26 protein-coding genes are annotated in these 25001 nt (G+C 67.8%); 14 read left to right on the plus strand and 12 right to left on the minus strand.

Features of this window, described 5'->3' with window-relative positions:
* Positions 1 to 364: 364 nt before the first annotated feature.
* On the plus strand, positions 365 to 1213 hold the full coding sequence (locus tag ACWCO2_RS10585; RefSeq protein WP_450127466.1) for a ParA family protein: 849 nt from the start codon (positions 365 to 367) through the stop codon (positions 1211 to 1213).
* A gap of 3 nt (positions 1214 to 1216) precedes the next feature.
* Here the strand turns inward: ACWCO2_RS10585 and ACWCO2_RS10590 are convergent, their stop codons facing one another.
* The 7 genes from ACWCO2_RS10590 to rimO all read right to left on the minus strand — a co-directional run bounded on the left by ACWCO2_RS10590 (position 1217) and on the right by rimO (position 7978).
* Positions 1217 to 2494, minus strand: a complete 1278-nt coding sequence (locus tag ACWCO2_RS10590) for a uracil-xanthine permease family protein (protein WP_450127467.1) — start codon at positions 2492 to 2494, stop codon at positions 1217 to 1219.
* Between the two features lie 144 nt (positions 2495 to 2638).
* Positions 2639 to 3457, minus strand: a complete 819-nt coding sequence (pspM, locus tag ACWCO2_RS10595) for a phage shock envelope stress response protein PspM (RefSeq protein WP_450127468.1) — start codon at positions 3455 to 3457, stop codon at positions 2639 to 2641.
* A gap of 11 nt (positions 3458 to 3468) precedes the next feature.
* Positions 3469 to 4281, minus strand: coding sequence for a PspA/IM30 family protein (locus tag ACWCO2_RS10600; protein WP_450127469.1), 813 nt, complete (start codon positions 4279 to 4281; stop codon positions 3469 to 3471).
* Positions 4282 to 4794: 513 nt separating this feature from the next.
* On the minus strand, positions 4795 to 5256 hold the full coding sequence (locus tag ACWCO2_RS10605; protein ID WP_450127470.1) for a helix-turn-helix domain-containing protein: 462 nt from the start codon (positions 5254 to 5256) through the stop codon (positions 4795 to 4797).
* 177 nt (positions 5257 to 5433) lie between these two features.
* Positions 5434 to 5931, minus strand: a complete 498-nt coding sequence (locus ACWCO2_RS10610) for a CinA family protein (RefSeq protein ID WP_450127471.1) — start codon at positions 5929 to 5931, stop codon at positions 5434 to 5436.
* Positions 5928 to 6542, minus strand: a complete 615-nt coding sequence (gene pgsA / locus ACWCO2_RS10615; protein ID WP_450127472.1) for a CDP-diacylglycerol--glycerol-3-phosphate 3-phosphatidyltransferase — start codon at positions 6540 to 6542, stop codon at positions 5928 to 5930. The genes ACWCO2_RS10610 and pgsA overlap by 4 nt, the downstream gene beginning before the upstream one ends.
* The gene (gene rimO, locus ACWCO2_RS10620) at positions 6539 to 7978 is read right to left on the minus strand and encodes a 30S ribosomal protein S12 methylthiotransferase RimO (RefSeq protein WP_450127473.1); all 1440 of its coding nucleotides are present in this window, start codon (positions 7976 to 7978) and stop codon (positions 6539 to 6541) included. Before rimO ends, pgsA begins: the two co-directional genes overlap by 4 nt.
* 169 nt (positions 7979 to 8147) lie before the next feature.
* On the opposite strand from rimO, the gene ACWCO2_RS10625 reads away from it, so the two are divergent.
* From ACWCO2_RS10625 to ACWCO2_RS10640, 4 genes are all read left to right on the plus strand, one after another.
* A complete protein-coding gene (locus tag ACWCO2_RS10625) occupies positions 8148 to 8543 on the plus strand; it encodes an amino-acid N-acetyltransferase (RefSeq protein WP_450127474.1) in 396 nt (131 codons plus the stop codon).
* A 37-nt stretch (positions 8544 to 8580) separates the two neighbouring features.
* Positions 8581 to 9111: an amino-acid N-acetyltransferase gene (locus ACWCO2_RS10630; RefSeq protein WP_450127475.1), complete on the plus strand. Its 531-nt coding sequence runs from the start codon at positions 8581 to 8583 to the stop codon at positions 9109 to 9111.
* A 156-nt stretch (positions 9112 to 9267) separates the two neighbouring features.
* Complete coding sequence (locus ACWCO2_RS10635) at positions 9268 to 9837, plus strand: phospholipase (protein ID WP_450127476.1); 570 nt, start codon at positions 9268 to 9270, stop codon at positions 9835 to 9837.
* 174 nt (positions 9838 to 10011) lie between these two features.
* Positions 10012 to 11226 (plus strand): alpha-hydroxy acid oxidase, encoded by a 1215-nt coding sequence (locus tag ACWCO2_RS10640; RefSeq protein ID WP_450127477.1) that lies wholly within the window; start codon positions 10012 to 10014, stop codon positions 11224 to 11226.
* Positions 11227 to 11529: 303 nt separating this feature from the next.
* Here ACWCO2_RS10640 and ACWCO2_RS10645 read toward each other — a convergent pair whose 3' ends face one another.
* Positions 11530 to 11868: a hypothetical protein gene (locus ACWCO2_RS10645; protein ID WP_450127478.1), complete on the minus strand. Its 339-nt coding sequence runs from the start codon at positions 11866 to 11868 to the stop codon at positions 11530 to 11532.
* Between the two features lie 276 nt (positions 11869 to 12144).
* On the minus strand, positions 12145 to 14400 hold the full coding sequence (locus tag ACWCO2_RS10650; RefSeq protein WP_450127541.1) for a DNA translocase FtsK: 2256 nt from the start codon (positions 14398 to 14400) through the stop codon (positions 12145 to 12147).
* Positions 14401 to 14769: 369 nt separating this feature from the next.
* On the opposite strand from ACWCO2_RS10650, the gene ACWCO2_RS10655 reads away from it, so the two are divergent.
* From ACWCO2_RS10655 to ACWCO2_RS10685, 7 genes are all read left to right on the plus strand, one after another.
* Complete coding sequence (locus ACWCO2_RS10655) at positions 14770 to 15606, plus strand: lysophospholipid acyltransferase family protein (RefSeq protein WP_450127479.1); 837 nt, start codon at positions 14770 to 14772, stop codon at positions 15604 to 15606.
* A 91-nt stretch (positions 15607 to 15697) separates the two neighbouring features.
* Positions 15698 to 15955 carry a hypothetical protein gene (locus ACWCO2_RS10660; RefSeq protein ID WP_450127480.1) on the plus strand — a complete coding sequence of 86 codons (258 nt, stop codon included), beginning with the start codon at positions 15698 to 15700 and terminating at the stop codon, positions 15953 to 15955.
* 122 nt (positions 15956 to 16077) lie between these two features.
* Entirely contained in the window at positions 16078 to 17661 is a 1584-nt protein-coding gene (locus ACWCO2_RS10665) for an alpha/beta hydrolase (protein WP_450127481.1), read from the plus strand.
* Between the two features lie 231 nt (positions 17662 to 17892).
* Positions 17893 to 18231 (plus strand): hypothetical protein, encoded by a 339-nt coding sequence (locus ACWCO2_RS10670; RefSeq protein ID WP_450127482.1) that lies wholly within the window; start codon positions 17893 to 17895, stop codon positions 18229 to 18231.
* Positions 18212 to 18823 (plus strand): DUF3558 domain-containing protein, encoded by a 612-nt coding sequence (locus ACWCO2_RS10675; RefSeq protein WP_450127483.1) that lies wholly within the window; start codon positions 18212 to 18214, stop codon positions 18821 to 18823. The genes ACWCO2_RS10670 and ACWCO2_RS10675 overlap by 20 nt, the downstream gene beginning before the upstream one ends.
* A gap of 33 nt (positions 18824 to 18856) precedes the next feature.
* Positions 18857 to 20125 (plus strand): hypothetical protein, encoded by a 1269-nt coding sequence (locus tag ACWCO2_RS10680; protein WP_450127484.1) that lies wholly within the window; start codon positions 18857 to 18859, stop codon positions 20123 to 20125.
* Positions 20122 to 20952 (plus strand): ESX secretion-associated protein EspG, encoded by an 831-nt coding sequence (locus ACWCO2_RS10685; RefSeq protein ID WP_450127485.1) that lies wholly within the window; start codon positions 20122 to 20124, stop codon positions 20950 to 20952. Before ACWCO2_RS10680 ends, ACWCO2_RS10685 begins: the two co-directional genes overlap by 4 nt.
* Before the next feature lie 152 nt (positions 20953 to 21104).
* Here the strand turns inward: ACWCO2_RS10685 and ACWCO2_RS10690 are convergent, their stop codons facing one another.
* Positions 21105 to 21353 (minus strand): hypothetical protein, encoded by a 249-nt coding sequence (locus ACWCO2_RS10690; protein WP_450127486.1) that lies wholly within the window; start codon positions 21351 to 21353, stop codon positions 21105 to 21107.
* A 322-nt stretch (positions 21354 to 21675) separates the two neighbouring features.
* Here ACWCO2_RS10690 and ACWCO2_RS10695 point away from each other — a divergent pair, with 322 nt between their 5' ends.
* On the plus strand, positions 21676 to 22536 hold the full coding sequence (locus ACWCO2_RS10695; RefSeq protein ID WP_450127487.1) for a helix-turn-helix domain-containing protein: 861 nt from the start codon (positions 21676 to 21678) through the stop codon (positions 22534 to 22536).
* A gap of 13 nt (positions 22537 to 22549) precedes the next feature.
* A complete protein-coding gene (locus ACWCO2_RS10700) occupies positions 22550 to 22747 on the plus strand; it encodes a DUF397 domain-containing protein (RefSeq protein WP_450127488.1) in 198 nt (65 codons plus the stop codon).
* 59 nt (positions 22748 to 22806) lie between these two features.
* Here ACWCO2_RS10700 and ACWCO2_RS10705 read toward each other — a convergent pair whose 3' ends face one another.
* Entirely contained in the window at positions 22807 to 23046 is a 240-nt protein-coding gene (locus tag ACWCO2_RS10705; protein ID WP_450127489.1) for a hypothetical protein, read from the minus strand.
* 229 nt (positions 23047 to 23275) lie between these two features.
* Entirely contained in the window at positions 23276 to 25000 is a 1725-nt protein-coding gene (locus ACWCO2_RS10710; protein WP_450127490.1) for a ribonuclease J, read from the minus strand.
* Position 25001: the final 1 nt, after the last annotated feature.

Here is a 25001-nt window from a genome sequence, read left to right on the forward strand (position 1 = left end):
CCAACGAGCCGAACCCGACAAACCACCACCGCCCACCACAACGAACGGCGGCGAGGCGAACCCGTCGGATCAGCCGTCGTCAGGCAAGCACCGGAGGTGCTTTCGGTGGTGAACAGCAACCGCGAAGCTCAGCTCGCACCGCGCGAAAGATGTCGCATCCGCCGCCCGGCGCATACCCCACCCTCGCAGCTTGCACCGCCGCGGGTTCTCAGAGTCCTTCTCGTGAGGACAGCCCGTTTGCCGTGCATCGGTCATGCATAAAAACGGGATCCCGCAGCGAGAAAGCCTCTGAGGTTCCGCTACTTGCACCGCCAAGCAAACCAACCACTGGAATCAAGCAAATCGGGTTACGTAGGCTACGTGCGTGCAGACCGTGGCAGTGCTGAGCCTCAAGGGTGGCGTGGGGAAGACGACCGTGGTGCTCGGTCTCGCCTCGGCCGCCATGCGTCGTGGCGTTCGGACGCTGGTCGTCGACCTCGATCCGCAGTGCAACGCGACCTCGTGCCTGGAGCCCGCGGAGACCACCAAGGGGCTCAGCGATGTGCTCGCCGATCCGAGCCCGGAGGTGTTGCGGGAGGCCGTGACCGGCAGTTCGTGGGGCGAGGAAGTCGACGTGCTGGTCGGTTCCGAGGACGCCGAGAGCCACAACGGACACCATGACGACGAGCACCTGTCCCGGCTGACCACCGCGCTGTCCGCATTGGACGGTCTGATCGAGGACGGCGAGCTGCCCTACCAGCTGGTCCTGCTGGACTGCCCGCCTTCGCTCGGCCGTCTGACCCGTTCCGCGCTGGTCGCCGCCGATCGCGCGCTGCTGGTGACCGAACCGACGATCTTCGCGGTTTCCGGCGTACAGCGGGCTTTCGAGGCCGTTCAGGCCGAGCGCAATTCCACCAACTCGAAGCTGCAGCCGCTCGGGGTGATCGTGAACCGGGTGCGGCCGCGGTCGCACGAGCACCAGTTCCGCATCGACGAGCTGCGCGACATCTTCGGACCGCTGGTCATGCCCGTCGCGCTGCCGGACCGCTTGGCCGTGCAGCAGGCCCAAGGCGCGTGCATGCCGATCCACCAGTGGGGCACGCCGGGTGCGCGGGAAGTGGCGCTCGCGTTCAACCTCGTGCTCGCCCGCGCGCTGCGCGCCGGCCGCAAACAGCGCGCGGACGATGACGAGGTGGAGGAGGACGAACGTCCGGACAGTTATAAGCAGAACTGAGCGTCAGGCCTCTTGGGACTTGTTGCGGCTGTCGGCGATGCTGCGCAGCAGCGGGTAGACCAGGACGATGCCCACCGAGCCCCAGACGATGCCCGTCACGCGGAGCTCGCCGACGTGCAGCGTCAGGTCGCCGACTCCGGCGATCACCGCGGTGCCCAGCACCACCAGGTTCACCGGGTCCGCGAAGTCCACCCGCGCGTCCAGCCAGATCCGCACGCCCACCAAGGCCAACATCCCGAACAGCACCAGCGTCGCGCCGCCGAGCACGCCCATCGGAATGGTGTTGATCAGGGCCGCCAGCTTCGGCGAGAACGACAGCACCACCGCCGCGATCGCAGCCACCACGCAAGCCGCCGTCGAGTACACCCGCGTCGCCGCCATCACCCCGACGTTCGGCGCGTAGTTGCTCAGCGGCGAACCACCCGCCGCTCCCGACAGCGTGGTCGCCAACCCACCGCTGATCAACGCATCGCCGACGTGCGGGTCGAGGTCGCGGCCGCTCATCGCCGCCACCGCCTTCAGGTGCGCGACGTGCTCGGCGACCAGCACGATCACCAGCGGCAGCACGAACGGCATCACCGCGACGTGCACCAGCGGCGCGATGAGCTGCGGCAGGCCGACCCAGGGCGCGTCGGCCAGCTCCGCGAGGCGCTCCGGCACGAGTTGACCGGACATCGCGGCGTAGCACCAGCCGACCAGCACGCCGATCAGCACCGCGATCCGCGCTGCCATGCCCCGGCTGATCACGATCAGCAGCACGACCGTGCCCAGGGTCAGCGAGGCCGGCACCCGCTGCTGGTCGAAGGACGACACCGACTGCGGGGCGAGGCTCAAGCCGATCATCAGGACGATCGCGCCGGTCACCACCGGCGGCATCGCCGACTCCAGCAATCTCACGCCGAGCGCTTTGACCGCCACCCCGACGGTGAACACCACGATGCCGACCACGACGATGCCGCCGAGCAGCGCAGCAGGAGTCGCCCCTGCTTCCTTCGCCGCCGCGTTCAGCGGGACCACGAAGGCCACCGAGGCACCCAGGTAGCTGGGCACGCGGTTGCGAGTGAGCAGGAGGAACAGCAGGGTTCCCAGGCCGGACAGCAGCAAGGTGGTGCCGACCGGGAATCCGGTGAGCAGCGGGACCAGCGTGGTGGTGCCGAACATCGCGAGCAGGTGCTGGATGCCGAAACCGATGGTCAACGGCCAGCTCAGCCGCTCTTCGGAGGCCACCACGGCATCACGCACGAGGCGTCGACCGTTGCCGTGCACGGTCCACAACGCCACGTCGCCTCCCCCCGGCTAACCCGATCAGGCGGGTTTCATGTCACGGCCTGTGATGACGAGGGAAGATTACTATTTCGCATCGCACAATCAAGACATGCACCAGCAGAACCACCGCTACCAGCGATGATGGCGTGTCGCATAGATCTACTTGCGCCCCTCGGGACCGAACAGCTCCCGCAACCCGTCAGCCAACCCGGCCAACCGGTCGGTTGCGTCCTGCAACAGGTGATTCTGCTCCGACGCCCCGCTGGCCGCGACCGCGCGTCCCGCAGCGGCCACCAGCGCGCCGTAGCCGTCAACGCCCTCGTCCAACTCCTGACGGAGCCGCTCGACGTCCGACCGCAGCGCGGCCCGCTCCCCCGCTGGCGCGTGCGGGATCGCCGCTTCCACGGCGACCAGCCGCTCCGCGCCCCGCCGCAGCTCCGCTGCCACGCCGTCCGCGGTTCCGCGCGCATCGGCTGCGGCGCTACCCGCGCCCGCCGACGTCAACTGCTGCAGCGCTCCGTGCAAGCTCCGCTCGGCATCCCGCAGCCGCTGCATCGGCGCCCGCGCAGCCGACCCGGACGCCGGCAGCGCGACCGGCTCCGGCGGCGCCTCGGGCAGCGGTGTCTTCTTGAGCCGCCGGTACTTCATCCCGGCACCAACAGCGGTGGCCCCGCCGATCACAGCGAGGCCACCGAGTCCGAACGTCGTCACATCCTGCAGGAAGAAACCAACAGATCCGCCCCACTCCCACAACACCGGGACGGACGCCGAGGTCACCGCCCCGGCACCGAACACGCCAGCGCTCGCAGCGCCAGCCGTGGCGGTCCGCTTGACCCGCTTGCGCTGCCGCAACGCCCGCGCCCGCGGATCACGCCACCTGGCGATCTTCCGGCGAACTTCGGACAGAACAGGACCGCGCAGCTGCTCGAGCGCTGCCTCGCCCAGCTGCGCCAGCTCGTTCTTGCGCGACGGCCCCACCCTGCGCTCGCTCAGGCCTGGCCGGCCTGCGGGTTCTGCTGCTGCTGGGGGTTGGTCGCCGGCTCGGCCGGAGCCTGCGCACCACCGGAGATCTGCTGCTGACCCGGGGCCATCGAAGCGCGCAGCTGCGCGAGTCGGCTGGCACCGGCGGCGTCGACGGACGCCTGCTCGACCTCCATCATCCGACCCTGCACGCTGTTCTGCGCCAGCTCGGCCTGGCCCAGCGCGGTGGTGTAGCGCTGCTCGATCTTGTCGCGCACCTCGTCCAGGGACGGCGTGTTGCCCGGCGCGGCGACCTCGGTCATCTGGCGCATGGACGCCGAGACCTGCTCCTGCATCTTCGCCTGCTCCAGCTGGCTGAGCAGCTTGGTGCGCTCGGCGATCTTCTGCTGCAGGACCTGGGCGTTGCGCTCGACGGCCTGCTTGGCCTGCTCAGCAGCACCCAGCGACTGGTCGTGCAGCGTCTTGAGGTCCTCGACGCCCTGCTCCGCGGTGACCAGCTGGCTGGCCAGCTGAGTCGCGGTCTCCTCGTACTTCTGCGCGCTGGCCTCGTCACCGTTGGCCCGCGCCTGGTCCGCCATCACCAGCGCCTGCTTGGCCGACGCCTGCAGCTTCTCGACCTCGCCGAGCTGGCGGTTGAGCTTCATCTCCAGCTGCCGCTGGTTGCCGATCACCGAGGCGGCCTGCTGGGAAAGCGCCTGATGCTGCCGCTGGGCTTCCTCGATGGCCTGCTGGATCTGCACCTTTGGGTCGGCGTGCTCGTCCACCTTCGACGAGAACGCCGCCATGAGGTACTTCCACGCCTTCACGAACGGATTGGCCATCTCCTCCGCCTGCCTTCTTCTGCTGCTGCTCGGCTGCCCCACTGCCGACACAACGCACCGGGCGTGTCGGCTGGTTCCATCGTGTCAGGTAGTCGTGCCCGCTTCCACCAAACACGGTAGATCTCCGGGCTTGCCCCGGAGTCACGCCTAAGATCGAACCAGCCCACCCCCGGGCGGCGCGCACCGGGTACCAAAAAGGGCCGTGAGCACCAAAGCGGACATGATCCGTCCCGGCACCCACGACCAGACGTCTGATTTTCGGGTTTTGACCCCGCCTGACGAGGCTTTAGAACCTGTCTTCGATCCTGGTTTTTCATCTTTTGTTGTGATGCACCGCCAGGCGCATAGCCTACCCTCGCAACTCGCACCGCCGCGGGTTCTCAGCGTTCGCCTGGCGAGGACGGCCCAGCCGCCGTGTATTGGCCATACATAAGGGTGGGCACCCGCAGTCCTGGCGGGCGCTGAGGTTCCGCTACCCGCACCGCCACGCAAAACGAGTTCGAAAACAGGATCTTACGCCGCCACCACGACACCGCCCGGCTTGCGCACCGGGGCGCTGATGCGCTGGCTGAGCACCGGCTGCAAACGGTCCGCGCAAGCGCGCGGCTCGGCGTCCTGGCCGGCCTCGGCACCGGCCAGCTGCTGCTGGGCCAGCTCGGTCTCGGTGAGCTCGGTGCCGATCAGGCTGGGCACCAGGCGGTCCCCGTCCGTCGCGCGGTCAACACCCGACGGAACGATCATCGTCTCGTCCAGGTCACCGGCCACGGTCACCAACAGCTCCGGCAACGGCAGGTCGAGGGCGCCGCAGATCGAGGCGAGCAGTTCGCTGGACGCCTCCTTGCGGCCCCGTTCGACCTCGGAGAGATATCCGAGGCTCACCCGGGCAGCGCGCGAAACGTCCCGCAAGGTCCGAGACTGTGCGGTCCGGGCGCGGCGCAGTCGGTCACCGACCGCCTCCCGCAACAATACGGTCATCGCGCGCCTCCCTTCCTTCGTCGCCTACCGCGTGCACCACGCGTGAACGCTCCCTACGTTACTCATCCGACGGCCCTAACGAGAACGATCGTGGACAAGTCCGCCGAGGGCGAACGTCCGGTGATCGACCGACCCCGTTCCGCAGGACACCGCGTTCCGCCAGCGCACGGTACCCCTTCAGGATGAACGCAACAGGTCCGCGAAGTGTTCCAGCGCCACCCGAACGGCCGCAGCCCGCACGCGGTGCCGGTCCCCCGCCAAGCGCACCGAGTGCACGGTGGCGCCGCCCGGACCGGCGAATCCCAGGTGCACTGTCCCAGGTGCCACGCCGTCCTGCGGATCCGGCCCCGCGACGCCGGTCAACCCGATGCCCCAGTCGGCCCGGCACCTGGTGCGCGCACCGTCGGCGAGCAGCTCCGCGACCCGCGGGTGCACCGCGCCGTGCTCGGCGAGCAGTTCACGGTCGACGCCGGCCAGCTCCACCTTCAGGTCGGTCGCGTAGACGACCAGCCCACCGCGGACCACGTCGCTGGCGCCGGGTACTTCGGTCAGCGCAGCGGCGACCAGCCCAGCGGTCAGCGATTCCGCGGTGGCGACCGTCTCGCCGCGCGTGCGCAGCGTGTCGAGCAGCTCGCCCACCTGCGAGAACGGCAGACCGATCGGCTCCAGGATCATGCGGCGGCCTTCGCCCGCCCTGCCGCGCGCAGCCGGATGGCCCGGCCCACGTAGTCAAGCCCGGTGCCGACGGTGACGAGCAGCGCCGCGCCCATCAGGATCCAGCGCGGCAGCTCGACCCAGTCGCCGAACGGCAGCAGGTACAGGCCGATCGCGAGCGCCTGCAGCAGCGTCTTGACCTTCCCGCCGTAGCTGGCCGCGATCACGCCGTGCCGGATGACCCAGAAGCGCAGCAGCGTGATGGCCAGCTCGCGGCCGATGATCACCAGCGTGACCCACCAGCCGAGATCGCCGAGGATGCTGAGCCCGATCAGCGCGGCGCCGGTCAGCGCCTTGTCCGCGATCGGGTCGGCGACCTTGCCGAAGTCGGTGACCAGACCGCGGCGACGGGCGATGTCACCGTCGATGCGGTCGGTGATCGAGGCCAGCGCGAACACGCCGGTGGCGATCCAGCGCCACAGCTCGTCGTGCCCGCCGTCCCAGAACAGGGCGACCAGGAACACCGGCACCAGCACCAACCGGGACACGGTCAGCGCGTTGGCGATGTTGACCACGGGCACCGGCTCCGTCCGCACCACCTGCGGATTGGATGACGCACCATCGGCCGTCATGGTCGCTCCCCGGACCGGTCCTCCGCGGGCGTGCCCTCCACCGGGGTGACGACGAGGTCCACGCCCTCGCTGTCCACGACCCAGCAGCGCAGCACATCGCCCACGCTGACCTCTCCAGCATCAGCGACGATGCACTCGCCGTCCACCTCCGGCCCCTGATGGTCGGCACGTCCGATGCACTCGTCGTCGTCCATGCGCTCGATCATCACCCGCACCTCGCTGCCGATGCGGTCCTCCGCGCGCTGCGCGATCAGCTCGTCGACCAGGTCGGACAGCTTCTCGACGCGTTCGTCGACGGTGTCGGAATCGAGCTTGTCGGCGAACTCGGAGGCCTCGGTGCCGTCCTCGTCGGAGTAGCCGAACACGCCGACCGCGTCCAGCCGGGCACGGGTGAGGAAGTCCTGCAGCTCGGCGAAGTCCTCCTCGGTCTCACCGGGGAAGCCGACGATGAAGTTGCTGCGGATGCCCGCCTCCGGCGCCAGCTCGCGGATCTGCGCGATCAGCTTCAGGAACGACTCGGTGGAGCCGAACCGGCGCATCCGCCGCAGCACCGACTCGCTGGAGTGCTGGAAGGACAGGTCGAAGTAGGGCGCGACGCCCGGCGTGCTGGCGATGGCGCGCACCAGCCCGGGCCGGGTCTCGGCGGGCTGCAGGTAGGAGACGCGGACGCGCTCGACGCCCTCGACTTCGGCCAGCCGCGGCAGCAGCAGCTCCAGGGCGCGCGGGTCGGCGAGGTCCTTGCCATAGGAGGTGGAGTTCTCGCTGACCAGGAACAGTTCCTTGGCGCCGTGCTCGGCCAGCCACATGGCCTCGCCCAGCACCTCCTCCGGCTTCCGGGACAGGAAGGAGCCGCGGAAGGACGGGATGGCGCAGAACGAGCAGCGCCGGTCGCAGCCGGAGGCCAGCTTCAGCGCGGCGACCGGCGAGTCGTCGAGGCGGCGGCGGGCCACCGAGCGCGCGGCGGGCACCCAGCCGTGGCCGGGCACCGCGACGTCGGCGGCCGCGGCGGGCCGGGATACCGGGCTGATCGGCAGCATCTTGCGCCGGTCCTGCGGCTGGTGCGCTTGGATGGCTTTGCCCTCGAGGACGTCGTCGAGGCGCTCAGCGAGCTGGCCGTAGTGGTCGAAGCCCAGCACCGCGTCGGCTTCCGGCAGGTGCTCGGCGAGCTCGGACCCGTAGCGCTCGGCCATGCAGCCGACGGCGACGACCTTCGCGCCGGTGTCGGAGGCGGCGAGCAGCGTGTCGACGGAATCCTTCTTGGCCGATTCGACGAAGCCGCAGGTGTTCACGACCACGACGTCGGCGGAGTCTTCGGTGTCGACCAGGTCCCACCCGCGGCTGTGCAGGTTGCCGGCGAGTTCCTCGGAGTCGACTTCGTTGCGCGCGCAACCGAGCGTGACCATGGCGACTCGGCGGTGATTCTGCTCGGCTGACATGCCTCGAGCCTAACGTCCGGGCGCGGACGCCCTGCTCGAACCCGGCGTTCACCCCGATTTCTCGCGCAGCAGACGTTCACCCGGACCTAAATGACAGCGGCGCTCGGTGGTCGAGATTACGACTGCAACGATACCCCAGGATGATCATCTTTGGTTAGGCCTACCTAATGTGAATGCTCCAGTGGAGATCCGCCCGGCCCGAGTGCGCGACGTCCGCGCCATCAAGGCGCTGATCGACCACTACGCGGGAAAGGTGTTGCCGGGCAAGGAACTCGTCGCGGTCGATCCGATGGCCAAGGGCCGCAGTGTCGGACACGCGATCGTCGCCCTGCTCGCCGAAGAAGCCGTCGATCTCGGCCTGGCCCGGATCTTCGTGCTGACCTTCGAGACCGACTTCTTCGGCCGCCACGGCTTCCTGCCGATCGCCGACACCCCGGCTCCGCCCGAGGTCTACGACGAGATCAAGCGTTCGCCGGATGAGGACGTGACCCAATTCCTCGACCTGGCGCACATCAAGCCGAACACCCTCGGCAACACGCGGATGCCGCTGCACCTCGGCGCGTGATGCACGATCCGTCGCCCGACGGCGCTACGATGCCCGTATGAATGATTATGCGTCATCGGCGATAGAAATTCGGCGGGCGCGGATTGCCGACGTCAAGGCGATCAAGGCCCTGGTCGACACCTACGCCGGTGAGGTCCTGCTGGCCAAGAACCTCGTCACGCTCTACGAGGACATCCAGGAGTTCTGGGTCGCCGAGCTGACCGAACCCGACCAGCCGGCCCGCATCGTCGGCTGCGGTGCGCTGCACGTGATCTGGGAGGACCTCGCCGAGATCCGCACCGTCGCTGTCGACCCCTCAGTCAAGGGTTCCGGCATCGGACACCGGCTGGTGCGCCGACTGGTGGAACTGGCGCGCGAGCTGGGTCTGCCCCGGCTGTTCGTGCTGACCTTCGAAACGGACTTCTTCGGCCGCCACGGCTTCCTGACCGTCGACGGCGCCCCGGTCAGCCCCGAGGTCTTCGAGGAGATGCGGCGCTCGGTCGACGCGGGCGTGGCGGAGTTCCTCGACCTGGCCAACATCAAGCCCAACACCCTCGGCAACACCCGAATGCTCCTCACCCTCACCTGACACCGGGACGCACTGATCGCGCTCCGACACCACCGCCACCCGAACGGTGGAGTTCTTCGGGGCCGATCTCGCGGTTGACCCTCAAGCGCACCACGGACACCACGCGTACCGGCTATAACACGGGGAGCGATCACTTCGGATCCGAGGAGCCCTGCCGTGGAACGATCCCCTGCTCGTCGTGGCTTTGTCACCACCGCCGTCGCCACCGGCGCACTGCTGCTCACCGCCGGTACCGCGCACGCCGACCTCAGCCCCGGCGAACTGCAGGCCACCACCGACAAGTACCTGTTCGAGCTCTCCCTGGACGCCTTCACCACGACCCGCGCCGAGCAGCCGCACAACGACCAGCTCGACTGGTCCTCGGACGGCTGCTCCATGTCGCCGGACAAGCCGCTGGGCTTCGAGTTCGGCCCCAGCTGCAACCGGCACGACTTCGGCTACCGCAACTACAAGAAGCAGGACCGGTTCACCGAGGCCAACCGCCGCAAGGTCGACGACAACTTCCGCGCCGACATGTACTCGGCCTGCGGGAACAACGTGGCGTGCAAGGGCACCGCGAACATCTACTACTTCGCGGTGCGGGAGTTCGGCGGCGTGAGCGGGTCCACCGCCGAGGCCGTCGAGCACGCGCAGATCCAGCAGCTGCCCTCGGCCGCCGGTGAGCTGCCGAAGTTCCAGGCGGTCAACGCCGCCGGCCAGGTCGTGCACCTCGGCCCGAACAGCTGACGGTCGAGCCCGGCCCGCTGTCCTATTCGGACGGTCGGGCCGGGCCTGTCGTCGGCCCCGACGCCGCCACGCAAAACGAGTGCGTCAGACAGTTTCCGGGCTCCCTGCGGTGAAAACCACACGCACCGCACCCGTTCGCGCGGGTAACGTCGCTGCCTGACGAAGGGAGCTCGAATGGTCAACCGGCAACTCCCGCGCTGGTCCGAACTGCGTCCTCTCCTGCAGGTCAAACCACCGCAGTTCAACCCCACCAAGCGTCGGCTGTCCGCCGCGCACTCCATCGCCGACCTGCGGACCATCGCCCGCCTGCGCACTCCCCGCGCGGTGTTCGACTACACCGATGGCGCCGCCGAAGCCGAGATCAGCCTGCGCCGCGCCCGCCACGCCTTCCGCAACGTCGAGTTCCACCCCTCGGTGCTGCGCGACGTGTCGTCGGTGGACACCTCGACCACCATCCTCGGCGCCCCTTCGAAGCTGCCGTTCTCCTTCGCCCCAACCGGTTTCACGCGGATGATGAACCACGAGGGCGAACCGGCGGTGGCCCGCGTCGCCGAACGCACCGGGATCCCCTACGCGCTGTCCACCATGGGCACCACCTCCGTCGAGGACCTGGCCGCGGCGGCCCCGGACGCCCGCAAGTGGTTCCAGCTCTACCTGTGGAAGGACCGCGAGGCCAGCCGGGACCTGGTCCAGCGCGCGCAGGAATCAGGTTACGAAGCGCTGCTGCTGACGGTGGACACCCCGGTCGGCGGCGCGCGGCTGCGCGACACCCGCAACGGCCTGACCATCCCGCCCGAGCTGACGCTCAAGACCATCATGGACGGTGCGATGCACCCGGCCTGGTGGTTCAACCTGCTCACCACCGAGCCGCTGTCGTTCGCCTCCTTCCGGCACTGGTCGGGCACCGCGCACGACCTGATCAACGCGATGTTCGACCCGTCGCTGAACTACGCGGACCTGGAGTGGCTGCGCGAGCTCTGGAACGGACCGCTGATCGTCAAGGGCATCCAGAACCCCGACGACGCCCGCCGAGTGGTCGAGCTGGGCGCGGACAGCGTGATCCTGTCCAACCACGGCGGCCGCCAGCTCGACCGGGCGCCGACCATGCTGGAGCTGCTCCCAGCGGTGCGCGAAGCGATCGGCGACCGCGCGGAGATCATGCTGGACACCGGCATCACCAGCGGTGCTGACATCGTCGCCGCAATCGCCCTGGGCGCCGACTCCTGCCTGATCGGCCGCGCCTACCTCTACGGCCTGATGGCAGGCGGCGAGCGCGGCGTCGAGAAGGCAGTGGACATCCTCCGCACCGAAATCGTCCGCACCCTCCAACTACTCGGAGTCCACTCGATCTCCGAGCTGAACCACACCCACGCGACGCTGCGCCGCTGATTTCTGCAAAGTGAAGGGCACCTTTGACCCAACCAATACCGTGGCGCGCAGGGCCTCCTTTTGGGGGCGACGGGCGGGCTGGTCAAAGGTGCTTTATATCGGGGGCTTGGCGGGACTTGGGCGACTGCTCGGAAATGCGCTCTGGCCAGCACGAACAGTACTGAGGAGTACCGACGTGCTTGGAGAGTTTCCGCCCCTCGGACGGCCTGGTGTGGCCTGGCGGTGAGCCGGTTGCCAAGTTGGAGGACAGCGATTTCTGCCTGGTGGTAACGCTGTAATCGCTGCGGGTGACGTGATCGCGGCTCAGGCGGTGTCGCAGATCTGGATGTTCCAGATCGCTGCTGGGCATTGGGACGTGTTCCGGAACACGCTGCCCTGGTTGTAGGTGAGCTGCACCGGCGATGGGGTCTCGCGCCAGCCGCGGCTCAGGTCGGACGGGTCGCCGAAGTCCCAGCCGTCCTGAGAGGTTCGCGTCCAGATCGTGCAGATGTGCACCGGGTCGTAGTTGCAGACCTCGTTGCCCATCACGTACGTGCCGTCCGGCAGCTTCCGCACACCGGCCATCCCGGGCCGGACGGTGAACTTGTCGTTCACAATCGTCTCGCGCAGATCGGTCCCGTTCCGGTCATCGGCGGAGCGCATCTGGACCATCTTCTGGTCAACGAAACCGCGGCGGATGAATACCGTCAGCGCGCCGGAGACTATCTCAAAGATCGTGAAATTCGGCCCGCACGAGGATTCCATTCAGCGCAATCCGCCAAGCGCATTCGGAGTAGCGCTAACCAAATGGGAACACCAGCGAAAAATGCTGGTGAAAACGCGAAGAACGAAGTCCGCACGTTCCGCCTGCTGAAAGCTCGTGAGTACTTCGGGGCGCTATGGCACCCCGAAATGCTCACGAGCCATGACCAGCGGAAGTCACTCGTCGTCCGGCGAAGGCCCACCGCGGATCGCGTACAGCGCGTTCTCCATCTCGTCGGGCTTGACCAGAACCTCGCGCGCCTTCGATCCTTCCGACGGGCCGACCACGCCGCGCGACTCCAGCAGGTCCATCAACCGCCCGGCCTTGGCGAACCCGACCCGCAGCTTGCGCTGCAACATCGAGGTCGAACCGAACTGGCTGGTCACCACGAGTTCCGCCGCCTGCAGCAGCACGTCCAGGTCGTCGCCGATGTCGGAGTCGATCTCCTTCTTGTCCGCGGCCTTGGCCGCGGTGACCCCGTCGGTGTACTCCGGATCGGCCTGGTCCTTGGCGAACGAGACGATGCGGTGGATCTCGTCGTCGGCGACGAACGCGCCCTGCACGCGAGCTGGCCGCGACGCACCCATCGGCAGGTACAGCGCGTCGCCCATGCCGATCAGCTTCTCGGCGCCGGGCTGGTCGAGGATGACCCGCGAGTCTGTCAGCGACGAGGTGGCGAACGCCAGCCGGGACGGCACGTTGGTCTTGATCAGACCGGTCACCACGTCCACCGACGGCCGCTGGGTGGCCAGCACCAGGTGGATTCCCGCGGCTCGCGCCTTCTGCGTGATGCGCACGATGGCGTCCTCGACGTCGCGCGGCGCGGTCATCATCAGGTCGGCGAGCTCGTCGACGATGGCCAGGATGTACGGGTACGGCCGGTATTCGCGCTCGCTGCCCAGCGGGGCGGTGATCTCGCCGGACTTCACCTTCTTGTTGAAGTCGTCGATGTGCCGGACCCGGTTGGCCTGCATGTCCTGGTAGCGCTGCTCCATCTCCTCCACCAGCCAGGCCAGCGCGGAGGCGGCCTTCTTCGGCTGGGTGATGATGGGCGTGATCAGGTGCGGGATGCCCTCGTAGGGCGTCAGCTCCACCATCTTCGGGTCGATCAGGATCATCCTGACCTCTTGCGGCGTCGCCCGCGCCAGCAGCGACACCAGCATGGAGTTGACGAAGCTGGACTTACCGGAACCAGTGGAACCGGCGACCAGCAGGTGCGGCATCTTGGCCAGGTTCGCGGTGACCATGTGGCCTTCGATGTCCTTGCCCAGGCCCATCACCAGCGGGTGACCGTCCTTGGTCGCCTCGTCGGAGCGCAGCACGTCACCGAGGCGAACCATCTCGCGGTCGGTGTTGGGCACCTCGATGCCCACTGCGGACTTGCCGGGGATAGGCGCCAGCAGCCGCACGTTGTCGGTGGCCGCCGCGTAGGCGATGTTCTTGGTCAGCGCGGTGATCTTCTCGACCTTCACGCCCGGTCCGAGCTCGACCTCGTAGCGGGTGACGGTCGGGCCGCGGGTGAAGCCGGTGACCTGCGCGTCGATGTTGAACTGCTCGAGCACCGCGGTGATCGCCTCGATCATCTGATCGTTGGCGCGGCTGCGGTTCTTCGGCGGTTCGCCGTCGGTGAGCACGTCCAGCGGCGGCAGTTTGTAGTCGCCTTCGACGCTGCGGCTGATCTGCGGCTTGCCGCTCTTCTTCGGCTTCTCCGGCGCGGGCTGGGCCGGCACCGCGGCAGCGACGGCCTTCGGCTTGGGCGCCGGGGTCGGCTCCTCCGGCACGTCTTCGAGGGACAGCTGCGGGTCCTCGTCGTCGGCCATCGCCGCCTGGCGCCGCCGCGACGGACGGCGCAGCTTCACGTCGGCCGGATCCGCCTCCGCAGCCTTCTTCGACTTGGCCCGCTTCGGCTCCGCGGGTTCGTCTTCCTCGTCCTCGTAGCCGACGCCGCGCATCCAGTCGCCGATGTCGCGCATCGAAGTACCGGTGAGCACCAGCAATCCGAACAACCCGACCAGCACCAGAACCGGAACGGCGACCCACGGGGTGAGCCCGTACGCCAGCGGCCCGCCGGTGACGAAGCCGAGCGCACCACCGGCCTCCGGCCACTTCTCCGGCTCCAGCGGGGAACCCTTGGCGATGTGGAGAACACCGAGCGTGGTGAGGATCAGCAGCATCGACCCGATCACCACCCGCGGCCGGGCCTCGGCGGTGCTCTCGGTACGCATCAGCAGGATCGCGGTGACCAGCAGCACGAGCGGCAGCACCACCGCGGCCGAGCCGATGACCGAGCGCAGCGCCAGGTCGAACCCGTGCCCGACCGGACCACCGGCCTGCCACCACACGCCCGCGGCCGCGATGACAGCGGTGGCCAGGAAGATCAGCGCGAGTCCGTCGCGCCGGTGCGCTGGGTCGAGCTCCCGGGTCTTGCCCATCGCCCGCACCACGCTGCCAACGCCGCGCGCCACTCCCCCGCCACCGCGGGACCGCGTGTTCCGCTTCGCCGGTTGCCGACGCGTCGAGCTGCGCGGTTTCGCCGTGCTCTTCCGGCTGCTGCTAGTGCCCGACTTCGCGCGGGACTTGCTCTGAGTCGATCCGCCACTGCGGGATCCGGAGCCGCTACTCTTCGTGGCGCTCTTGCTGCGCGCCGAGCCACGTCCCCCGTTCGATGTCCGGCTCGCCATACCCCACACGGTATCCGCACCCGCCTCTCCCGTCACAACAGCCACTGCGGATGGCGATTCGGACGTTTTCTCGGGCGTTGTGCCCCGAACGGGGCATCGGGCGTGAGATCCTCAATCATCATGGTTGCCCTCCCGTCCGGTCAGCACGAGCCGACACGCCGAACCGACCGCGAGAAGCTGTTCCGCGCCGCGCCGCTGCTGTGGCGTGCGCTGATGCGGGTGGATCGTGCCATCGTCGCCGTCACCGGCCGTCTGGAGATCACCGGCGATGTGCCGGACGAGGTGCTCGGCAAGCCGCTGCTGCTGGCCGCCAACCACATCGGCAACCTGGACCCCCTCGTCCTGATCGCGGCCTGCCGGACCCGCCGACTGGCGCCCCGCTTCATGGCCACGGGCGGCCTGTTCGACACCCCGGTGCTGGGCGGCCTGCTGCGCCGCTGCCGGCACGTCCGCGTCGACCGCGGCAAGAGCACGGCGGCCGAGGCGATGGGCAAGGCGGTCGCAGCGCTGACCAGCGACGACCACCCGGTGCTGCTGTACCCGGAGGGCCGCATCACCCTCGAACCGGACATGTGGCCGGAGCGCGGGAAGACCGGCGTGGCCCGCATGGCGCTGGCCTCCGGTGCGACCGTGGTCCCGATCAGCCAGTGGGGTGCCCACGAGGCGATGTGCTACGGCATGGTCACCGTGGAAAGCGCCCGCGACCTGTGGATTCTCTTCTCCTCGTGGCTGCGCGCAGTTCGTTGCCGACCGAAGCTGCGAGTCCACTTCGGATCCCCGGTCGACCTCAGCGACCTGTCCGCCGACCGGGTCGGCGACGCGGCCCGAGCCCGCGACCGCATCATGCGATCCATCACCGAAGGTCTGACCACCCTCCGGTCCGACGAACTCGGCGCACCCCACCACCTCGACCCAACCCGCCCAGCAACGGACAAACCCAGCCCCTGGCACCCCTGAATAGACCGATCAGCCGCATTCGGCGGCCTTTCGACAGGGCATCCACATCGGACGAGCGTGCCGTTGTTCAACTACCGGTAGTTGTGCTGTCATGCGGCGGTATTCGGCGTGGCACATTCCGACGCGACGGCCTCGCCGTGACCTCGACGGCCCGCAGCTGATCGCGGTGACCACCGAGATCAACAGCTCGAAGGGCGACCGCGACCCGGCAGCGTGGAAGCCGCCGCGCACCAACACCTACTGCGGCTACGCGAAGTTCTGGATCCACACCAAGCACCGCTGGCAGTTGGCCCTGCAATCCGCGGAGAAGACCGCCCTGCAGAGCATGCTCAGCACCTGCTCGTACTGACCGGAGTTCCCCCCAGGCAGACCAATTCTCGCCAAGCATGCAGCCTCGGCACGGCTGATCCCTTTTACTGTCCACATTGCTCACCGCTGGTAGTGGGCACAACCGGACGGACGGGGGCATTCGTGAGAAAAATCGTCACCGCTGCGATGGCGGTCGGGCTGCTCGCAGGCTTGTCACCGGTGGCCGCGAGCGCGGCCCCGGCACCACCTGGGTTCGACCCGACGCCGATCCAATGGGGTCAGTGCTCCGACGAGGACCTGCAGAAGGCCGACGCGGAGTGCGGGATGCTGCAGGTCCCGATGGACTACGCCGACCCGGCGGGCGAGCAGATCTCGCTCGCGGTCTCCCGGATCAAGCACACCGTGCCCGACGACCAGTACCAGGGCGTCATGCTGGTCAACCCGGGCGGCCCGGGCGGTTCCGGGCTGAGCCTGTCGACGCTCGGCGCGTACGTGCCCAAGAACGCGGGCGCAGCCTACGACTGGATCGGCTTCGACCCGCGCGGCGTCGGATCCAGCGAGCCGGCGATCTCCTGCGACCCGAACTACTTCTCCTACGACCGGCCGAACTACGTGCCCACCACGCCGGAGCTGGAGAAGACCTGGCGCGACCGCTCCGAGGGCTACGCCCGCGCCTGCGGCAACACCGGCAAGCTCCTCGAGCACGTCAAGACCACCGACACCGTCGAGGACATGGACAGCATCCGCAAGGCGCTGGGTGCTGACCAGATCAACTACTACGGCTTCTCCTACGGCACCTACCTCGGCCAGGTCTACGGCACCCTGCACCCGGACCGGATGCGGCGCGTGGTGATGGACGGCGTGGTGAACGTCGAGGACGTCTGGTACGACGCGAACCTGAACCAGGACGTCGCCTTCGACCGCAACATCAAGATCTTCTTCGACTGGGTCGCCGAGCACGACGACGTCTACCACCTGGGCACCAGCGGTGCGGACGTGGAGAAGCTGTTCTACGAGCAGCAGGCCGCGTTCGACAAGGAACCCGCCGGCAGCGTGATCGGCCCCGACGAGTGGGTCGACGTGTTCCTGACCGCGGGCTACTCGCAGTCGGCGTGGGACAGCCGCGCCAAGGCGTTCGCCGGCTGGGTGCACAACGGCGACTGGGAAACGCTGAAGAAGATCTACGACCGCTCCAACACGCCAGGCGACGACAACGGCTTCGCGGTCTACCTGGCAGTCCAGTGCACGGACGTGAAGTGGCCGCAGAGCTGGCCGCAGTGGCGCAAGGACAGCTGGAACATCCACGAGAAGGCGCCGTTCGAGACCTGGTCCAACACCTGGTACAACGCCCCGTGCCTGTCCTGGCCCGCCAAGCCCGGCAAGCCGGTCGAGGTGGACGGCAGCAAGGTCGACAACGCCCTCCTGATCAGCGAAGAGCTGGACGCGGCAACCCCGTTCCCGGGAGCCCTGGAAGCCCGCAAGCGCTTCCCCAACGCCAGCCTGATCAGCCTCCCCGGCGGCACGACCCATTCGGGCTCCCTGGGTGGCAACACCTGCCTGGACGACCAGATCGCGGACTACCTGTCCACGGGCAAGCTCCCGCAGCGCCAACCGGGCGAAGGCCCGGACACCAAGTGCGAACCCCTGCCCAAACCAACCCCGGAGACCGGCCCGACAACCCTGACGGCCAAGCGCCCGCAACAACCGGAGGTCTTGCAAAAGGCTCTCGAAGCCAACTGGCACTGATCCCCTGAAACGGGGCTGGTCTCCCCCGGAGACCAGCCCCGTTTCGCGTCGCCGACACGCCTTAGCACCCACCACGCGCTGCGACATTCAGGTGAATGCCGAGGCGCTTCAGGCCTCTCGATACGGTGACCAGCGCCATAGTGTTGACCGATCCAATCTGCTGTAGTCACGCGCGGTGATCACAGAGAATGGATCAGCAACAACAGGTGTCACAAAAAGGGGGACGTAGACGTGTCAGGGTTCGGCGTAGACCCAGCCGCGCTGGAAGGCGCCATCAAGAAGCTCGAGGGTATCCGGGACGACGCGCAGTCGCTGGTCCGGAGCATCTCGGTGACCGGCCACGGAGCGTTCGCTGGCGAGCTCACCGCCAAGGACACGTACACGACCAAAGCCTTCGAGGAGATCAACAAGAGGGCTGTGGGACAACAGGGGTCGCTCCAGATCGCTGTGAAGGAGCTGACCGACAAGCTCGGCGAGAAGATCGATGCTTACAAGGCAACTCTGGAGGAGTATCGCCGCACCGACGATGCGGCCGGTTCCAATGTGAGCGGTGTCCAACGTGAAGCGTGACCACGGCATGATGGCGAAGATGAGCACCCTGAAACGAAGCGCACTGGTTGGTACTGCGATCGCGTTGACGGCTTTGTTGGGCGCATGTGCGGGCGGCGGTTCGGGCAGCGAAACCCAGCCCTCTCAGCAAGCGAACCAGGACCAGACCGGCTCGAAGATCAGCGACCCTCGGGACGCCACGGCGGTTGATCTTTGCAAGCTGCTTCCCGCCGACGCCGCCACGTCCTTGGGGCTCAACCCATCTGGCGAGGTCGACGACAAGCCGAAGTTGAACCCGGACGAACCTCCCACGTGCACCTGGAAGTCGGAGGATGGTTCAACCATCGTCTCCTTGGGGCCGATGACGGGCACGATCGAGGAGTACCGCAAGAACAAGTCGATCTTCGTCGACTACCAGGAGCTGACCATCGCAGGCCACCCGGCGGTGCAGGGAAACAGGTCCAACCCGGCTGAGACCGGCAACTGCTGGATGTACCTCGGAAGCAAGGACAACCAGCTGCTGGCCGCGTTCGCCATGGGGAATTCGGCCCCCTGCTCGCTGACGCAGAAAGCTCTTGAAGCTTCTGTTCCTACCTTGCCTGCGGCCAAGTAAGGATTATCTGGGGAGATAGCGAACATGCTTGACATGTGCTACGCGAGTAGCGCCAAGGAATACCGCAAGCAGATGGGCGGTTCTCCGGACGCCGCCAACCTTCCCGCGCCGACCGACAATGGCGTGGAGATGTGGGAGAACGCCGCCAAAGCCTTCGACCAGATGGTCGTTGATGTCGGGGACGCTCTTCGAGCCGCCGAAGCTGCGCACGAGGGGCGCGCTGCTGACTCCGCGAACGCCTCGATCTCCGAGATCAAGCCGCTCGCTGAAGCAGCTGCCACCACTTCGCGCGGTGTGAAGTCTGCGCTGCAGGATCAGGCGACCTACCAGCGCGAAGCCTTCCAGACCCTTCCGGCGCAGGGCGACACTCTGCCGAGCGGGAAGGAAGCGATTCTCGATCCGCCGCAGAAGGGTTGGGTTGAGGACTGGGGCCTCGACTCGAACCCGGTCACCGGGTGGATGAGCGACTACGAAGACCGCCAGCAGGCGTACGTCGACACCAATCAGCAGGCCAACCAGGCCATGGAGCGGTACAGCTCGCAGACGGACGCCAATATCGCTCGGATGCCGGAGTTCAAGCCTGCTGACCAGCCGCCGCCTCCGCCGCAGCAGCCGGTCGGGTCGAACGTGCAGACCCCCAGCGGTTACTCGTCGAGCACTCCTTCCGGGTACAGCGGGGGTGGGGTTTCTTCCACTCCTGCCGGGACTTCTTCTTCGTGGGCTTCGGCTCCGAGTCACGTTCCGTCCTACTCGCCGCCGACTCCGGCCGGGACCTCTCCGGTGTGGACGAATCCGACTCCGGGGCAGGGGCTTCCGCCTGGGCTGGTTCGCGGGCCGGACGGGACGCTCTACCGGCAGAATCCGCAGACCGGTGCTTGGGAGCGGCAGAACCCCTACAACGGTCGTTGGGCTCCGTCGCCGAACGGCGGCCCGGGCGGGGCTGGTTCTCGCGGCGGCATGGGCGGCGCAGGTCGCGGTGGCATGGGTGGCGCTGGCGGCATGGGTCGTGGTGCCGGTGCCGGTGGGCAGCTCGGTGCCGGTGGGCGTGCGGGCGTCGGCGGCGGCATGGGCTCGGGGACCGGTCCGGGCGCTAGCGGTTCCACCGCTGCAAGTGCCGGCGGGCGCGGTGCTGCTGGCGGCATGGGCGGCGCCGGGGGCGCCGGCCGCGGCAAGCCGCAGGGCGAGGAAGACCAGGAACACGAGCGTCCCAGCTGGCTGCAGGAGCAGGACGACATCTTCACCAACGACATGGAAAAGACCGCTCCGCCCGTCTTCGGTGACTGGTCCAACGAGGGACGATGATCGTGGCAGGACGCGAACTCAGCCTGTCTCCCACCGCCGCGAGCTACCTCTGCACCAAGTTCGACCTGCAGCTGCACCCGCTGCTGCGGGTCGGCTGGTTTCCGGTGGAGGCCACCGACGACGATCGTCGCGCGGCAGCCGAACGCGGGCGGCAGCAGCTGGCTCAGCAGGGCCTGCTCGACGGCGGTGATCTGCACCCGTTCCTGGAGGACGCCATCCAGCTGCTGGCCCGGCCGCCGTTGGCGGTCGGGGTCGCCGTCAACTCCCGGGACGGTGAGAGCTTCAACGCCGTGCTGGTGGAGCACGGCCGCAGCACGATCCAGGCGTACCAGGCCGACGGCGACGCGCAGAACGCTCTGCGGGACATCCGCATCAAGCGCCACGAACACGGTGGCCCGGCCGGCAACGCGGTGAACCTGCTCGGCCGGATCGCCAGTGGGGAAGGCGTTTCGGTTTCGGTGCCGTACGAGCAGCTAGACCGGGCCGGTAAGCGCATGAGCGGCGGAGAGGGGAGCTTCGGTTCGGCGTTGTCCGCCAACGGGATTCGCGGCAACGACGCCAAAACCCTCGCGCAGGCGTTCACCGCGAAGCGAACCCTGGACGGTCTGTTCACCGTCCGCGCGTACGACCAGAAGGTCCGCCGGATGCACACGCTGCCTTTCAACCTCCAGTTCTTCGCCATCGAAACGGGTTGCTACCTGGCACAGCGCAAGCCCGGCCGCGACGGACGCGAGTGGTACACCCTCGCCCCCGCCGACAGCCGGAAGCTGATCTCCACCATCGATGAGATGATCAAGGTCCTGACCAAACCCGCCGCGAGAATCTGATTCCTCCCCAGGCCCGTGGATCCTTCGACGTCACGAAGGACCCACGGGCCTTTTGGATGCGGCCGGTCAGCGCACCGGGGAGGGGCGGCGTAGCGCCGACCGGCCGCCCGGTTCGATGCCGGGTCGGGGGGCGTCAGCATCGAACCGGGTCTTCAGCAGCGCTCGGGCGGGCTACCGCGCTGCTCGTTGACGAGAATCCCATTGCAGTCCAAGCAGGTTGGCGCGCTGCACCAGTCCACCTCACTCGGCTTGGCCATCGCGACCTGCTTGCCGCACACGGTCGCCTCGCTGGCCTGCCCCTCCCAGCGCCGTCCGCGGAAGGCGTGCCGGACGAACGCGCCCGCATCCGGATCCGGCGTCGGCAGCCAGAAATGGCGCTGCACCTCCCCCGGCTCGCTCACCGCCGACCTCCGGAAATCGCGGTCTGCCGCTGTATCTCCCGCATCGAGCGCCTATTCCGACACCGAGCGAGCCACATCCGCACAGCTGGCAGCTCCCGCACGACCACCACCCACGGCAATACCGCCACCAAAGCCATGAGCAGCAACAACACGACCCCGTCCAGTTGTTCAAGCAAATTCATGTTTTGACTCCCAATTTCAAACTTGCTTATCGCAAGACTAAATCCGCAAATGCAGATCAGGAAGTCGCCCAATAGAGTCATTCCAATGTGGATGCGGTTGATGAATACTTCTCGCGACGGATCCCGACTGGAGGCGATGGATGGCAACCCCGACAGTGCGGCGACTCCAGCTGGGCAACGAACTCCGGCACGCACGCCTGAAAGCGGGCCGTGAGCAAGCCGAAGCGGCGAAGGAACTCGACTGCGCGGACAGCAAGATCAGCCGGCTCGAGCTGGGTCAAGGCGGCATCAGCAAGGGTGATCTGAAGCTGCTGCTGGAGTTCTACGGCTTCGACCCCGACGACATGCAGTGGATGTTCGAGCTGGCGCGAACTCGCAGCACCCGAGGCCGGTGGAGCGGCTACCGCGCGGTGTTCCCCGAGTGGTTCCGGATGTACGTCGACCTCGAGACCGACGCGGACAACATCCGGCAGGTACAAGGCGAAATCATGCCCGGCATCCTGCAGACCGAAGGCTACATGCGCGCCCTGCACACGTCATCAGTCCGCCGGAACGACGAGGGAGTGGATGCACTCGTTGACTCGCGGCAGGAACGGCAGCAGCTCATGACCCGCTCGAAGCCGCCAACACTGTCGTTCGTCCTGTCTGAATCATGTCTGATCCGGAAGATCGGCGACGGCAAGATCATGCGGGAGCAACTGGACCACCTCGCCGAAGTGGCACTGCAACCCAACGTCTCGATCCAGGTCATGCCGTTCGACGCAGCAACCACCGTAGGCGGGATCTCCTTCGACTTCACGCTGCTGCAGATCCCATCGCACGGCATCGCCGCTGATCTGGAGTTCGTGTACCTCGAGTGCTTCGACGATGCCCGCTATCTCGACGACAAGGACGCGATCTCCGCGTACACAACTCTGTGGGACCGACTTCAGGCTGCTGCGCTCGACCCGAAAGCGTCGATCAGTCTCATACGATCAGTGGGGAAGCAGTACTCGGAGTGAACGCGAGGTCCCCATGGTCGAACACCGCGCTCTAGCTAATGCGACATGGTTCAAGAGCAGCTACAGCCCTACCCAGAACGAATGCGTCGAGGTGGCAATGGTGTCGGGCGTCGTGGGCGTGCGCGACACCAAGGACCGCGACGGTGGCACGCTGGCCTTCAGCAGCACCGCCTGGGCCGACTTCGTGGCCCAGGTCAAGACCGGTCGCTGACACGCAGAAGGGCCGAGCTCCCGCGGGAGCTCGGCCCTTCTAGTGCGCGAGGTTCTGGGTCAGTGGTCCCAGATCGGTGCGTTGACGCAGTAGTTGACCTGCGGCGAGGCGATCGGCACCACCAGCGCCAGGACGCCCACGTTGTTGCCGCACGCCTGGATCGGCAGCACGCTGACGTTGTTGTCGTTCAGCAGGTTGATCCCGTCGTTGCCGTAGCTGTCGGCGAAAGCCGGGGAACCAATCGCCAGCAGGGCAGCCGTTGCAGCCGCAGCACCGAAAAGTCGAGTGGAAGTACGCACCTGAAAGACCCCAATCCTCCGATTTGGCGATTCCGCCGGTCCGCCCTCGGCCCCACGTCGGGGTGGGCACCTCCGAACCGGCGTCACCACAGTCCCAGCGGATCTCCACCGGGGCCTGCCGTGTCCTTCCAACGAGGACCACAGACCACCCGGTGGCGGACCTAACAGCGCGGAGTAGTCGGAAAAATGGGATGAAGCGACCGAACTAACCAGTCGTGCGGGGGACGGATCAGGACCCGACCGGCAGCACGTTCGGCACGATCATCGGGCGGCGGCGGTAGGTCTCGGCGACCCAACGGCCGACCACCCGACGCACCGCCTGCGCGATCCGGTGGGTGTCGGCGATGCCCTCCGCCTCGGTACGGGCCAGCTCCATCTCGACCAGCGGCACCACGTCGTCCAGCGCCTTCGGGTCGTCGGAGAAGCCGCGCCCGGAGATCGTCGGCGACGACACCGCGCGGCCCGTCGCGGCCTCCACCGCGACCGTGATCGCGATGAACCCGCCCTCGCCCAGCACCAGGCGATCGGACAGCGTCGACTCCCCCACGTCGCCGACGGACAACCCGTCGACGTAGACGTGACCGACCTCGACGCGTCCGGCGATGCTGGCGATCCCGTCGAGCAGGTCGACCACCACACCGTCCTCGGCGATCACCACGCGGTCCGCGGGCACGCCGGTCAGCCGCGCGAGCTCGGCGTTCGCCCGCAGGTGCCGCCACTCGCCGTGCACCGGCATCACGTTGCTCGGACGCACCGCGTTGTAGAGGTAAAGCAGCTCACCGGCCGAGGCGTGCCCGGACACGTGCACCTTCGCGTGCCCCTGGTGCACCACCTGCGCGCCCAGCCGCACCAGGCCGTTGACCACGCCGAACACTGCGGTCTCGTTGCCGGGGATCAGCGAGCTGGCCAGCACCACGGTGTCACCGGCGCGGATGCGGATCTGCTTGTGCTCGCCGCGCGCCATCCGGGACAGCGCGGACAGCGGCTCGCCCTGCGAACCGGTCGAGACGAACGCGACCTCGTGCTCGGGCATCGACAACGCCTCGTCGAGGTCGACGAGCAGCCCCTCCGGCACGTTCAGCATGCCCAGGTCCGTCGCGATGCCCATGTTGCGCACCATCGAACGGCCGACGAAGCAGACCTTGCGGCCGTGCGTCACGGCGACGTCGAGCACCTGCTGCACGCGGTGCACGTGGCTGGCGAAGCAGGCCACGATGACCCGCTGCGTCGCCTTGCCGATCACGTTGTCCAGCACCGGGCCGATCTCGCGCTCCGGCGTGACGAACCCCGGCACCTCCGCGTTGGTGGAGTCGACCAGGAACAGGTCCACGCCCTCGTCGCCGAGCCGGGAGAACCCGGCCAGGTCGGTCAGCCGGCCGTCCAGCGGCAGCTGGTCCAGCTTGATGTCACCGGTGTGCAGCACGACCCCGGCCGGCGTGCGGATGGCCACCGCCAGCGCGTCCGGGATGGAGTGGTTGACCGCGAAGAACTCCAGGTCGAACGCGCCATGCTTGCTGCGCTCGCCCTCGGCGACCTCCACCAGCACCGGGTTCAGCCGGTGCTCGCGGCACTTGGCCGCCAGCAGGGCGAGGGTGAACTTCGCGCCCACCACCGGCAGGTCCGGGCGCAGGCGCAGCAGGAACGGCACCGCACCGATGTGGTCCTCGTGGCCGTGCGTGAGCACCAGCGCGTCGATGTCGTCGAGCCGGTTCTCGATCGCTGCGAAGTCCGGCAGGATCAGGTCCACACCGGGCGCGTCATCCTCGGGGAACAGCACACCGCAGTCGACGATCAGCAGCCGACCGTTGTACTCGAAGACGGTCATGTTCCGACCGACCTCGCCGATGCCGCCGAGCGCAACGACTCGCAGCCCACCCTCGGCCAACTGGGGCGGTGGGGCCGAAGAAATCGGCGTCACCGGGTGGTACTCGATGGCTGTCGCCTTTGCGCTCAAC

It is taken from the genome of Saccharopolyspora sp. NPDC002376, from assembly GCF_053593195.1.

Coding starts and splice junctions, on each gene's coding strand:
- ACWCO2_RS10695 (WP_450127487.1), top strand. CDS start 21,676: ATGGCAACCCCGACAGTGCGGCGACTCCAGCTGGGCAACGAACTCCGG.
- ACWCO2_RS10630 (WP_450127475.1), top strand. CDS start 8,581: ATGAATGATTATGCGTCATCGGCGATAGAAATTCGGCGGGCGCGGATT.
- ACWCO2_RS10605 (WP_450127470.1), bottom strand. CDS start 5,256: ATGACCGTATTGTTGCGGGAGGCGGTCGGTGACCGACTGCGCCGCGCC.
- ACWCO2_RS10660 (WP_450127480.1), top strand. CDS start 15,698: ATGCGGCGGTATTCGGCGTGGCACATTCCGACGCGACGGCCTCGCCGT.
- rimO (WP_450127473.1), bottom strand. CDS start 7,978: ATGTCAGCCGAGCAGAATCACCGCCGAGTCGCCATGGTCACGCTCGGT.
- ACWCO2_RS10610 (WP_450127471.1), bottom strand. CDS start 5,931: ATGATCCTGGAGCCGATCGGTCTGCCGTTCTCGCAGGTGGGCGAGCTG.
- ACWCO2_RS10640 (WP_450127477.1), top strand. CDS start 10,012: ATGGTCAACCGGCAACTCCCGCGCTGGTCCGAACTGCGTCCTCTCCTG.
- ACWCO2_RS10645 (WP_450127478.1), bottom strand. CDS start 11,868: ATGCGCTCCGCCGATGACCGGAACGGGACCGATCTGCGCGAGACGATT.
- ACWCO2_RS10700 (WP_450127488.1), top strand. CDS start 22,550: ATGGTCGAACACCGCGCTCTAGCTAATGCGACATGGTTCAAGAGCAGC.
- ACWCO2_RS10680 (WP_450127484.1), top strand. CDS start 18,857: ATGTGCTACGCGAGTAGCGCCAAGGAATACCGCAAGCAGATGGGCGGT.
- ACWCO2_RS10655 (WP_450127479.1), top strand. CDS start 14,770: ATGGTTGCCCTCCCGTCCGGTCAGCACGAGCCGACACGCCGAACCGAC.
- ACWCO2_RS10650 (WP_450127541.1), bottom strand. CDS start 14,400: ATGGGCAAGACCCGGGAGCTCGACCCAGCGCACCGGCGCGACGGACTC.
- ACWCO2_RS10685 (WP_450127485.1), top strand. CDS start 20,122: ATGATCGTGGCAGGACGCGAACTCAGCCTGTCTCCCACCGCCGCGAGC.
- pgsA (WP_450127472.1), bottom strand. CDS start 6,542: ATGACGGCCGATGGTGCGTCATCCAATCCGCAGGTGGTGCGGACGGAG.
- ACWCO2_RS10600 (WP_450127469.1), bottom strand. CDS start 4,281: ATGGCCAATCCGTTCGTGAAGGCGTGGAAGTACCTCATGGCGGCGTTC.